The 13230-nt window shown below is 31.6% G+C and carries 11 protein-coding genes; 9 read left to right on the forward strand and 2 right to left on the reverse strand.

The window, feature by feature from the left end; genetic code table 11:
- Window positions 1-4445, reverse strand: a 4445-nt coding sequence (locus tag B3J44_RS22685; protein ID WP_286971595.1) for a translocation/assembly module TamB domain-containing protein, incomplete at its 3' end; no start/stop codon positions are given.
- Window positions 4446-4639: 194 nt separating this feature from the next.
- On the opposite strand from B3J44_RS22685, the gene tsaD reads away from it, so the two are divergent.
- The 8 genes from tsaD (at window position 4640) to B3J44_RS22725 (ending at window position 11799) form a co-directional block, all read left to right on the forward strand.
- Complete coding sequence (gene tsaD / locus B3J44_RS22690) at window positions 4640-5662, forward strand: tRNA (adenosine(37)-N6)-threonylcarbamoyltransferase complex transferase subunit TsaD (RefSeq protein ID WP_198856321.1); 1023 nt, start codon at window positions 4640-4642, stop codon at window positions 5660-5662.
- Between the two features lie 2 nt (window positions 5663-5664).
- Entirely contained in the window at window positions 5665-6378 is a 714-nt protein-coding gene (locus B3J44_RS22695) for a 16S rRNA (uracil(1498)-N(3))-methyltransferase (protein ID WP_286971597.1), read from the forward strand.
- Between the two features lie 64 nt (window positions 6379-6442).
- The gene (locus B3J44_RS22700; RefSeq protein ID WP_286971600.1) at window positions 6443-7081 is read left to right on the forward strand and encodes a DUF4159 domain-containing protein; all 639 of its coding nucleotides are present in this window, start codon (window positions 6443-6445) and stop codon (window positions 7079-7081) included.
- A gap of 10 nt (window positions 7082-7091) precedes the next feature.
- Complete coding sequence (locus B3J44_RS22705) at window positions 7092-7589, forward strand: TrmH family RNA methyltransferase (protein ID WP_198856324.1); 498 nt, start codon at window positions 7092-7094, stop codon at window positions 7587-7589.
- 296 nt (window positions 7590-7885) lie between these two features.
- Window positions 7886-8845, forward strand: coding sequence for a zinc metalloprotease (locus tag B3J44_RS22710; RefSeq protein ID WP_198856325.1), 960 nt, complete (start codon window positions 7886-7888; stop codon window positions 8843-8845).
- 107 nt (window positions 8846-8952) lie between these two features.
- Window positions 8953-10044 (forward strand): AI-2E family transporter, encoded by a 1092-nt coding sequence (locus tag B3J44_RS22715; RefSeq protein WP_286971603.1) that lies wholly within the window; start codon window positions 8953-8955, stop codon window positions 10042-10044.
- A gap of 2 nt (window positions 10045-10046) precedes the next feature.
- Complete coding sequence (locus B3J44_RS22720; protein ID WP_286971605.1) at window positions 10047-11228, forward strand: THUMP-like domain-containing protein; 1182 nt, start codon at window positions 10047-10049, stop codon at window positions 11226-11228.
- Between the two features lie 4 nt (window positions 11229-11232).
- Window positions 11233-11799 (forward strand): hypothetical protein, encoded by a 567-nt coding sequence (locus B3J44_RS22725; RefSeq protein WP_286971607.1) that lies wholly within the window; start codon window positions 11233-11235, stop codon window positions 11797-11799.
- Here the strand turns inward: B3J44_RS22725 and B3J44_RS22730 are convergent, their stop codons facing one another.
- Window positions 11800-12447, reverse strand: coding sequence for a M15 family metallopeptidase (locus B3J44_RS22730; protein ID WP_286971609.1), 648 nt, complete (start codon window positions 12445-12447; stop codon window positions 11800-11802).
- A gap of 207 nt (window positions 12448-12654) precedes the next feature.
- Here B3J44_RS22730 and B3J44_RS22735 point away from each other — a divergent pair, with 207 nt between their 5' ends.
- Window positions 12655-13176 (forward strand): hypothetical protein, encoded by a 522-nt coding sequence (locus B3J44_RS22735; protein ID WP_286971611.1) that lies wholly within the window; start codon window positions 12655-12657, stop codon window positions 13174-13176.
- The last annotated feature ends 54 nt before the right edge of the window (window positions 13177-13230 follow it).

Raw genomic sequence — 13230 nt, forward strand, 5'->3', positions numbered from 1 at the left:
TCATCTTCTTTTGCTTTCTTCTTATTCTTTTCCGAATCTTTTTTACTTGTAAAATTCATGTAATCCGGATTTAGATAAGAATCCTGCATTTGATCGGCAGAAGAACCTTTTACCGCTTTTTCTATTTTATGGCTTTTAAATAACTTATTCACAAGCTCGCTAAAGGTATCAAAATCTACTTCATAAGAAATACCGACTCCTTGTGTATAACCAATTCCTTGTCCTATATAATTAATATCATTTTCTTTATTGAATAAACGGAGATTCATCGTACCATCTTCATTTACACGATATAAAATCTCAATATCTCCAACAATTGCAGATTCGTTTACACCACCAACAGGAACTCCCAATTTACCATTAATCGTAATTCGTTCATTTACCTGAGACGATATATTGGCCACAAACTGACCATCAACCTCCTGTCCTGTCCTTCTATCTGCGGCAATATAATTTAAGTCAATATTTACTTTATCATTATCTGATTTGATAATGCCTCCTAATAAACTTGAAGCCGTTTCTGTTAATGTTCCTGAGAAATCTCCCTGACTAAATCCGTCAGTACTCATAAACGAACCTGTCGACAGCAGATAGAGTGCCTGCGTCTGGCGAATATCTTTGTCATCAAGCTTATATTGTATTTCCGATTTTAAAACGTTACTCACAGAAGGGAATTGAATATCAAAATTTGGCTCCGGACTTGCCAAATCTCCTCTCAATCCGATAACAACCTCTACAGGAACTTTTTTATTAAATGAGGAAGTATTATCTAAAAGTACTGCCGGATTGGCTTGGGTTTTGTAAACTGCTTCCAAATTTAACTGAGCACGCATCGGGTTTCCTTCCCAAATAATCGAACCACCTTTTTTAACCGTAAACTTCTTATCGATAAGTCCGCCATATTTAAAGTTATAAGTTCCTTCATATGCCTGGAAATCTCCCCACATATTGAATTTACCCAATGTATTAATTTTAAACAAAAGCGATCCGTATCCTTTTCCTTTCATACCATGACCAGAATTTCGATCTAGAATAACTTCTACTTCTGCATCTGGTGTAATATCAAAATCAAATTCCAGTTCAAGCCCGTTATAATCTCTTGTTTTCTCAACAATTCCATTGGCTAGATTATACTTTTCTTTTGGCGTTACAAAATGAATCCAGCTACTTTCTCCAACACTTTGCGTGTTATTGATTGGAATCTTAACCTCGGTACCTTTTTCAGATTTTGCATCTACTTTAATAAAAAGAGCTTCAACAGGTCCTTTTATACTAGCAGATCCATTTATAAAGGCTGTTCCAAAATATGCAGCATCTTCACTGTCCTTTGTGTCCAATGCAACTAATCGTTTAGAAGTAACATTTAAATCTAATTTCCAATCACCAAAATTATTATGCTCGATACTTCCATTCAATAAACCTTTTGTTCCATATTTAGTATCAGTCAACTGATTATTTCTAAATAAGAATTTTTCGTTAGTTAAATCAATTACAGTTCGATCACTCAGTTCATAATCAGTATTTAGATACGGAATTGTCATTCCAGCTTTTTCAACATATAAACGGCCATTGATTTCTGGTTTTTTCAAATTCCCAATAACAGCCGCGTTTCCAGAAACAGAACCTCTAACATTAGAGATAACATCACCACCAATAGTTCCTAATGTAGCCAAATTGAAGCCTTCCAGCTTCAAGCTCATATCCATGATTGTTTCTTTATTCTCTATAGCAAAAGTTCCATTGGCTCGAAACGATTCGGTAAAGCCATTTTGAATCGATGAATTAACTGTAAATTTCTTAAAATTTTCGTCTCCCGAAATATCAAAATTAAGCGTACCCAATTCCGTCTTATTCATCACAAGATGGTCTATTTTTATGGATGCCGTGGGCTGATAAACATTTTTATTCTGCTTATAGTTCACATTTCCATTCAAGTTACCATCAAATACAAATTTGGAATTTACTGGCGTAATTTTATTAATATCAACATCTTCAAAAGTGAGGACGAGGTCTTTATAATCGGTGCCTTTTATAACTCCGTTTAAATCAATTTTTTGGTTTTCGTGAGATAAAACAATATTATCAAATGAGAAATTTTTAAAGTACTGATCAACTATAATCTGATTATCTTTTTCAGCATTTTCGTTTAAGTACCACAGATAGTCCTTAAACTTCATTTCAGATTTCTTGATTCCGATAATATTGTTTTTATTCTTATCAATGGTATGATACAAATCTAGATTAAAGTAATCTTCACCTTCATTTCCTCCTTTAAACTCCGAACGCACATAAAGAGTATCATTTGCGGTAACATTAATCAAATTAAAATCTCGTATTTTATAATAAGGTGTTTTTATACTGTCTAACTCAACATAGGCATTATAAAGCGGATTCTTATTGTCAATATTAATACGGATGTTATCAAATGTATTTTTATCGGCCGTGATTTTTTTAGATCTGAAACGGAATTTAAACTCTTGTAAATCAGAATCTATTTTCCCTCTAACAACTGTAGACGAATCAATATTAATTTCTGGATAAAGCATTTCGACCACTTTATCGTAAACACGGAAATTGAAATTTAAAAACTGTCCTTTTTTAACTTTGTAAGGTTTATAATTGGTATACAAACTACCAACTGAATTCATGACCAATTTATTCAATTGATCAAATCTAAATTTACCCACAATTTTTCCGTCAACAACATCATTTGAACTGATTGTAATCGTTCTCAAACGATCAGCATCAAAACTTGAATTCAGATTTACTTGATCAAAAACATAAGTCGATTTTGGATTTTGATATTCTGCATCATTAATAAAAATATCTCCCTGTAGATTTTCAATAGAATTTCCAGATAGTTGAACGACAACATCGCCTTTAAAATGAGAAATCGAATCGCCAACAAATTTAAGTTTTCGCAAATCCGAATTTTCGACATTGATGTGAAAATCATAACGATTTTCTTTTTTGCTCAAATCCAGCAAACCATCAAAACTTAAATTCAAGTTAGGATCATTAATAGCAATTTGCCCTTTATAATAAGGAAGCTTAAAATTTCCGTTTACTACTATATTATTATAGGTGTATTTATTGTAATCTAATTTCGAAATGTCTCCTTTTATAACAGTATTCAAATATTTTTCAGTAAAACCAACCCCATCCACATCTAGATTCAAAGTAGTTCTGCCAATATCTTTTCGGCTTAAAACCGCACCAACATCAAAGTTTGTCAAAATGATATTTCCAGAATAGGAAGCTTTATCAATAAAATCCATATTATTCATATGAAGATCGACTTGTCCATTTCCAAGATCGGTTGCCATTTTAAAATCTGTTTCTAAGGCTGTAGTCGAAACTTTTGCTTTTCCAACAATATTAAACTTACCGATTTTTTTCATTTCTTTCGGAAGCCTTTTTCCTAAAACCTCAGGAAGCAGCACTACCAGATCATCATAGCTAGAAAGCAACTTGTCAAATTTTCCATCCATAGAAAACTTCTGGTCTTTACTGCCTAAAAGATTTCTAAAATTAATTGTTCCGTTAATTTTTGATCCATTTGTATCACTTAATCTTAGCCTTGTTAGCAGCATGTTATTAAGCGGACCATCTAGTTTTGTTTTTAGCTTAAAATGCTGGTTTTTGCCTAAACCATCGTAAAAATGACGAATATCGTTTGTTGCAATAGAAGAAGAATCTATCATCACATCAAATCGGACTTTATCTGTAAAATCCAGAAAATCTGAAGGCTTGTAATTTAGAATTGCCACACCGTAAATTGAAGATCTTTTGGTTTTAATAGCCAAATTTTCGACTATAATTTGTTTTTTGGTATAACTAAATTTCCCTGCAAAATTAGAAACATACAAACCACGGTGATCCATAAACGAAAATCGGTGAATGTTTGTATTTACATCTGGCCCATACAATTTAAACTCGCTGATATAAGCGTTTAATTTTGTAAAATCTAGAAACTTTGGAGTCGTTTTATTTTCATCAATAACAGAAAATCTTCCTTTTTCTATATAACCATTTTTAGCCGTCAGCAAAAAATGCTTTGTTGATTTTTTCTTAGGCGTATCTTCAACTTCAAAAGCTTGTATAAACTTATTGATATTGTTCTCGTCTTCGCCTTTATAAGTTTTCAGATTAAAAATCAAACCAGTTAAACGCAAATCTCCAAAAATCAAATCTCCATCTAACAGTCTGCTGAAACTGGCAATATCGGTAGTAATAATATCCGAATAAATCATCGTTTTTTTATGATGATCTAAAATTGTTACTTTCTTCAATTTTACTCCGCCAAAAATATTGATTGCCGTTTTTTCGACATTAATATTAACCTTGTAATCTTCGTTTAATCGGTTGGTAACGTAATTAGCAATCTGTGTCTGAACGACAGGAAGAGATAGTATGATAGCAAGCGCTAACAAAAGTAAAATCAACCCAATTAGGGTTCGTGATATTATTTTCTTTACTTTTTTGATAGCTTCTTTAATTTTAGTTTCTTTTAAATTTATTTTGAACAGACAAAGAACGGCTGTTTTTGATAAAAATTCTTTAATTTTGGGGCACTGCTTAAATCAAAGAAATTTAATAATTTGATTTGTCAAATATAATTCAAAATTTGTGCCTTTATATGCAAAATCCAGAGGTTTTTATTCTAGCCATCGAAAGTTCATGCGATGATACTGCTGCCGCGGTTTTACATAACGACAAAGTATTGTCAAATGTTGTAGCCAATCAATTAATTCACAACCAATATGGAGGCGTAGTTCCAGAATTGGCCTCACGCGCGCATCAGCAGAATATTGTTCCAGTGATAGATGCCGCACTTCGTAAAGCAAATGTACAAAAAGAACAGCTAAGCGCAATCGCATTTACGCAAGGGCCAGGATTGATGGGGTCTCTATTAGTGGGAACTTCTTTCAGTAAATCATTATCGTTAGCCTTAAACGTGCCTCTAATTGCTGTAAATCACATGCATGCTCATATTCTAGCTCATTTTATTGATGAAGAAGGCTATGACAAACCAGAATTTCCATTTTTAGCCTTAACAATCAGTGGCGGACATACTCAAATTGTAAAAGTGAATAGTTTTTTTGATATGGAAATCATTGGAGAAACTACAGATGACGCTGTTGGTGAAGCATTCGATAAAAGCGCCAAAATTCTTGGACTTCCTTATCCTGGTGGACCTTTGATTGATAAATATGCGAAAGAAGGAAATCCGAAAGCCTTTCCTTTCACAAAACCTAAAGTTCCGGGATTAGATTTTAGTTTCTCAGGGTTGAAAACAGCTATTTTGTATTTCATTCAAAAAAATAAACAGCAGAATCCAAATTTTATCGAAGAAAATCTAAATGATATTTGCGCTTCTATTCAGCACACCATTATCGAAATTTTGATGGATAAAATAAAATTGGCTGTAAAAGAAACTGGAATTACTCAAATTGCTATTGGCGGAGGAGTTTCTGCAAATTCTGGAATCAGAGCAACTTTAAAAGAAACTGAAAGCAAATACGGTTGGAAAACTTTTATTCCAAAATTTGAATATACAACAGATAATGCTGCAATGATTGGAATTGTAGGATACCAAAAATACTTATCTAATCGTTTTGAAACTTCTGCTGTAGTTTCTAAAGCAAGAATCGAATTTTAATCATGCAGTTATTTTTTAATCCGAATATAGACGAAACAACTGAAAGCTTTTCTTTTGATAAAGAAGAAAGCCGTCATATTATAAAAGTTCTTCGAAAAAAAGATTCAGATATTCTGCATGTTACCAATGGTTTTGGATTATTATTTGAAACTCAGATTACTCTAGCTTCAGATAATAAATGTACCGTTGAAGTACTTTCTATAAAAAATGCCGAAAAGCCAAAATTCCATTTGCATCTGGCTGTTGCGCCAACTAAAATGAATGATCGTTTTGAATGGTTTTTAGAAAAAGCAACAGAAATTGGCATTCAAGAAATTACACCTATTTTCTGTGATCGTTCTGAACGAAAAGTAATTAATCGTGATCGTTTCGAAAAAATCATTTTATCAGCAATGAAACAATGTAACGAAACATTTCTTCCAAAATTAAATGAAGCTGTTTCTTATAAAGAGTTCATTAAACAAAAACAAAATGGCTTACAATTAATTGCGCATTGCGAAGAAACGGATAAAAAGTCACTAAAAGAGGTTTTAAAACCAAATGAAGATGTTACGATTTTAATTGGCCCAGAAGGCGATTTTTCTGAAAAAGAAATTGCATTGGCAATAGAAAACAATTATAAACCTGTAACTTTAGGAAATACGCGTTTAAGAACAGAAACAGCGGCGGTTGTGGCTTGTCATAGTGTTGTTTTCTTTAATGAAGTTCCTAATTAAACACAATTTTGTCATTTCGACGAAAGAGAAATAGTGCGGTAAAGCCCTATAATTAAAAAATCAAATGAAAAAAATATTTTACTTATTATTACTTTTTTCAATCTCTTCTTTTTCGCAAGAAATTGCTTTGCTTAAATATAGCGGTGGCGGTGATTGGTATGCAAACCCGACTTCTTTGCCTAATTTGATTAGTTTTTGCAATGCTAATATTAATACCCGTATTAAAAGCAAGCCTTCTACTATAGAACCAAGCAATCCAGATTTACTTTCGTATCCATTTGTGCATATGACTGGTCACGGAAATGTCGTTTTTAGCGATGCTGACGTAGCCAATTTAAGAAATTATCTAACGGCTGGAGGTTTTCTGCATATCGATGACAATTACGGAATGGATCAATTTATTAGAAAAGAAATCAAAAAAATATTTCCGAATAATAATTTAGTTGAACTTCCAGCAAATCATCCAATTTTTCAGAAACCATTTCCTTTTCCAAACGGATTACCAAAAATTCACGAACATGACGGAACTCGTCCGCAGGCATTCGGAATTTTTATTGATAACAAACTTGTTTTACTTTATACTTACGAATGCGATTTGGGTGATGGTTGGGAAGACCCTGAAGTTCATAACGATCCTGCAAACATAAGAGACAAAGCGCTAAAAATGGGCGCCAACATTATCAATTATATTTTTACCAATTAAATTTTAGAAAGTGCAGCTAACTCACGAAGAAAATCAATTTGAAAGAAAAACATTTCCTATTACTTTAATATGCGATCATATTTACTTTCAGCAGAATATTGGTTCTTTATTCAGAATATCTGAAGCTTTTGGAGTTGAAAATATTATATTTTTCGGAAAAGATATTCCGCTGACACCACGTAAAATCAATAAAACTTCACGCAGTACGCATCTTCATGTGGCTCATTCTGTTATTGAAGATTTTGGCGAACTTCAATCCTATTTACTTGATAATAATTTTGAAATTATTGCCTTAGAAATCACTTCGAATAGTAAACCCTTAAAAGAAGTTATGATTCCTTTCGACAAAAAAATCGCTCTTTTGATTGGAAGTGAAATTAACGGAATTTCTGAGGAACTCCTAAAACTTTCTCATCAAATTGTGCATATCAATATGTTTGGCAAAAACAGCAGTATGAATGTGGTTCAGGCTGCAAGTATTGCACTTTATGAAATAACTTCTTTGTAAGACATACTTTAAAAAACCGTTTTTTTCTTCCCTCAAGTCAAAAATTTACTGATTCTGCAAATACAAAAAATCGTTAAACTGCAAATAATCAAGACGTAATGCATTAAAAAAATAAAAAAGAAAGAAATAACTTATTAATATTTTATATCTAATTTTTGTAGGAATCAGTATTTGTAAGGGTTTGTAAAATTTCTCACAAAATAATCTTTGTAATATTTTTCTACAATATTTTTTTGTTATAAAATTGCTGCATTATTCAATTAATCAACATTTTTATAACAAAAACCCAAATTATTATGAAAAAAGTTATTATTACCACATTTGCAGCATTAATGCTGTTTGCTTGTCAAAATGAACAATCTGATTCTGCCAATGCAGATGCAACTGTTGCTTCTAGAAGAGGATGCGCAACACAAGAAGTTTTAGAAGCACAATTGAAAGCTGATCCTTCGTTAGCTATTAGAATGAACGAAATCGAAACTTTTACTACACAACATGCAGGTTCAAATTTTACAGGCCGTTTGGTAAATGGAAAAATCGAAATTCCAGTTGTGGTTAATGTTCTTTATAGAACTGCTGCACAAAACATTTCGGATGCACAAATTCAATCACAAATCGATGTTTTAAACAAAGATTTTAATGCTTTAAACTCAGATTATAATAATGTGCCAGCATTATTCGCTGGAGTTAAAGCAAACATCGGAATTACATTTGTTTTGGACCAAGTTATTAGAAAATCTACAACTAAGACTTCTTGGGGAACAAATGATGCAATGAAAAAAACTGCTCAAGGCGGAATTGCTCCTACTTCTCCAACTACAAAATTAAACATGTGGTCTTGCAACATTGGCGGTGGAATTTTAGGTTATGCACAATTTCCTGGCGGTGCTTCATCTACTGATGGTGTGGTAATTGATTCTCGTTATTTCGGATTATCTGGTGCTGCAAACGCTCCATTTAACTTAGGAAGAACGGCTACGCATGAAGTTGGCCACTGGATGAATTTACGTCACATTTGGGGAGACGCAACTTGCGGAAGCGATCTTGTTGCAGATACTCCTACTCATAATGATGCAAACTACGGAGTTCCTGCTTATCCACATTACAGCACTTGTTCTGGAACGCCAGTAGAAATGACAATGAACTACATGGACTATGTTGACGATGCTGCAATGTATATGTTTTCGGCAGGGCAAAAAAGCAGAATATCGGCTATTTTTACAACTGGAGGTGCTAGAGCAGCATTTGCACAATAGCAGAATTAAAAAGTCAATCAAAGCGAGATGTTTTCATCTCGCTTTTTTTGTTTGATGTTAAATTTTAGAATGCTTTTTCCTATATTTATGCTCTAAAACTTGAATTAATGATAACATCAAAAATTATTGCAAATGGAATTTTACGAGCGCTCGCTGTAATCTTAATTATAGCAGTTGTGCTTTATTTTTTATATGAAATTCAGACGGTAATTGTCTATTTATGCATCTCATTAATTTTATGTTTAATTGCCAACCCATTAGTTTTATTTTTAAAAAACAAGCTAAAGTTTGGCAATTCATTGGCCGCAACAACAACTATTATCTTGTTCATTTTCTTGATCGTAGGCTTTATATTATTATTTGTTCCGTTAATTATTTCTCAAGCCAACAATTTATCTCTTTTAGACACAGCACATCTTCAGTCACAATTTATACAAACAGAACAAAGCATTGAACAATATTTTAATATTCAGCATGTTGACTTAAATAAAGTCATAAAAGATTCTAAACTAACCTCTATGTTAGATTTTAGTTATTTTACTGGATTTATCAATTCAATAATAAGTTTTATGGCCGATATGGGAATGGGATTGGTTTCTGTTTTCTTCATCACCTTTTTCTTTATAAAAGATCAGGAAATTTTTAAAGCTCAAGCCCGCAGAATACTTCCTGACACAAACGAAGACAAAATCTTAAATTCTATCACTAAAATAAATCATTTACTAACACGATATTTTATTGGACTTTTGCTGCAGCTTACTGTTGTTTTTATTTTGTATCTAATTGTTTTAATGATTTTTGGAAATAAAAACGCTTTTGTAATTGCCTTTTTATGTGCTATTCTAAATGTTATACCATACATAGGGCCAATTATTGGAACTATTTTAGCAGCACTTTTAACCATGATTAGCTTAATCGGTCAAGATTTTCAATCGCAAATTCTTCCAACAACAATTTATGTCGTAATTGGCTTTTTATTGGTTCAGGCAATTGATAATAATATCAGTCAACCGATAATTTCTTCAAAAAGCGTAAATTCGCATCCTCTGGAAATATTCCTAATTACTTTAATCAGCGGAATTACATTTGGAATCGTCGGAATGATCATTGCCGTTCCTTTGTTTACTATGATAAAAGTAATTTTAAAAGAATTTTTTCCTGAAAACAAAATTGTCTCCACATTAACCGAAAGAATATAGTTTTGAACATTTCTATTTTGCATCAAGATATACAGGAATTTATAACCCAAAATACTGGTGCAGATATAACAAAATTGGCACTGCAGAAAAATCCATTTCCAGAAGTGGATTGGATTTTAATTTTAAACCAAATTGAAGCCCGAACTAAAGCTAAAGAAAAACTTCCGTCTTGGTTTGCTGCTGAAAATATAATTTATCCAAGTAAAATATCTGTAGAACAGACCTCTTCAGAAAAAACAGCTGCTTACAAAGCTTCTTTAATTTCTGGCGAATCTTTAATTGATTTAACTGGAGGCTTTGGTGTCGATGATTATTATTTTTCGAAGAAATTTAAATCGATAACACATTGCGAAATCAATGAAGAATTATCTGCTATTGTTTCGCAAAATTTCAAAAAATTGCAAGTTGAAAATTGCACTTTTCATGCTGGAGATTCTATTCATTTATTAGAAGAAACGAATCAAAAATTTGACTGGATTTATATTGATCCGTCAAGAAGGAACGACAGCAAAGGCAAAGTTTTTATGCTGAAAGATTGTCTCCCAAATGTTCCTGAACTGCTTGATTTTTATTTTGAAAAATCAGATTCTATTTTAATTAAAACTGCGCCATTATTAGATATTTCGGCAGGATTATCAGAATTAAAAAATGTCAAGAACATTCATATTATAGCGCTCGAAAATGAAGTTAAAGAACTGCTTTTTGAAATTCACAAAAGTTATTCTGGTAGGATAACTTTAAAAACCGCCAATATTTTAAAAGAAAAAACAGAAACTTTTGAATTTGTTTTAGGCGAAGAAATTTCATTCCCTTCTTTTGATTTTCCAAAGAAATATCTTTATGAACCAAATGCTGCCATTATGAAATCTGGCGGTTTTGATGAAATAAGTATTGCTTTTAAAATTGACAAACTTCATAAACATTCTCATTTGTATACTTCTGATGAATTAATTGATTTTCCAGGAAGAAAATTTGAAGTTCAAAAAGCCATTTCATACAACAAAAACGAGATGAAAAATGAACTTGCAAATAAACAGGCAAATGTCACAACTCGCAATTTTCAGGAAACAGTAGAAAACATTAGAAAAAAGTGGAAAATAAAAAGTGGAGGTAATTTGTATTGTTTTTTTACAACTGATGTAAAAGATAACAAAATAGTTTTAATTTGCACCAAAATAAACTAATACAATGAAACACCTAATTACACTAACCCTTTTTTTATTGACCATTACTGCATTTGCCCAAAAACCATGTGAATACAGCGTAAATGTAAATGACTCTATTGGAAGCTATAAAGTAACAAATGAGTATTTAATGAGTGAGAAATATTTTGGAGGAAACTTTGATTATATCTTCTTTTCATTAGCCCAAACAGACGGATTGCCTACTTTAAATTTACAATCTATTCAGAAAAGTAAAGATTTTATTAAAGCCAACTGTTTCGATAAAAATTCAAAAATCTTTTTACAATTAGAAAACGGAAAAATTGTAACATTGATGCATATCAATCAAGAAAATTGCGGAACATTAGTTCGTGACGACAAAGGATTTGACAACCGCATAAACACTGGTATTTTTATGTTTATGAAAGACAATTACGAAGAACTAAAAAAATCTCCGATCTCAATTATGCGAGTTAAATATCTAACAAATGTTGAAGATTATATCGTAAAAAGAGAACTGACCTCTGAATTGACTGGAAAGGTTACACACCCAAATACCTATTTCTTGGAAAACATAAGATGCGTTGAATAATTAATCGCATTTCCATTTCTGGTTGGACACTTTATCTTTTAAACCTGCTTTTAAATTATAATGCCACCATTCAGAATCAAAAGAATTGAAGCCGTTTTTAATCATTGTATTTTTTAGATACTTTCTATTTGAAAGAATATCTTTTGAAAGCTGTTTAAAATTATGACTGGCCATAATTCCGAAAAAATCAAAAGACGTTCCCATATCAACTTCTTTTCCTGTAACATCAACTAAAGAAATATCTACGGCTCCTCCTCTATTATGGATGGAGCCTTTTTTTGGATCTGCAACATAAATCGGATTCGAAACAATCTCCCACATTTTTTTCTGAATATCTAAAGGCCTGTAGCAGTCATACAATTTAATTTTATATCCTTTCTTCTGAAAATCCTTATTGGCTGCAATTAATGCTTTTACAGTCTTTAAACGAAGCATACATTCAGCACAATCGTAAACCTTTGTTTTCAGAAAATTATCTTCGGTCGCATATTTCATATCGTATACAAAATCATTACTATAATCTCTTAGATTTACAAAAGTAGTATCTGAAATTTTAGCTTCTGAAGGAGAAGTATAAACCTCGTTTTGCGCTTGTAGAGTGCTAATTCCTAAAAGAAAAAAAGCTATAATTTTTAATGTATGATTCATTGTCAGATAATTTAAAAAATTGAAGTTAAACAAAAAATATCAAAAACCGATTCTTACGATTTCTCTTTAGAGCTAAAAATTTATTTTTTTGAATCTGAAATCCGTCATAAATTACTGTCAAAAGAAACAATATTTTTAATATCTTTATGAAAATTAGACCATTACGACTTTGTAAAATAAATTATTAATTCTAAAATCAGTTATATTATGAATTACAGAGCCAAATACATTTCAGCTGCCATTGTAAGCAGTTTAATCTTGTTATCCTGTAAAAAAGAAATTATTAAAGAAGTTCCTAAAACAGATTCTACTTCTATAAAAACTGAGGCTTTACAGGCAGATAGCACTGTTTTAAACCCAAATGATTCTTTATATGCTTTAGTAGATAAAAGTGTTATTGGGACTCAATTTTTAACTAAAAGCAGTTTAGCGCCAAGATTAAAAAAACTTTTAGGAGCTGACTACGATGCAATGATAAAAAACTGGAATACCGAAACTCCTTTTGAAAAACAAGATAATGTACTGCACGCTTGGGGTTGCAAACAGCATGACTGCAGTACTTATTCTTATGATTTGTATATTGATGTTAAAAACAATAAAATCAACGTCTACAAATTTTCTGAGTCAAAACTGACGATTTTTAAAGAAGATAATTTTGATATTGAGATCACAGGCAACTTTTTAAAAGATTTAAATATTAAAAAGGAGAATACAGAAGTTAAAAAATAAATACATGCATAAAAAAAAGCGGTTTTAAAAAAACCGCTTTTTTTATTAAATATC

Origin of the sequence: Flavobacterium sp. UBA4854, from assembly GCF_002399805.1 — a bacterium.
In the GTDB taxonomy this organism is placed as follows: domain Bacteria; phylum Bacteroidota; class Bacteroidia; order Flavobacteriales; family Flavobacteriaceae; genus Flavobacterium; species Flavobacterium ginsengisoli.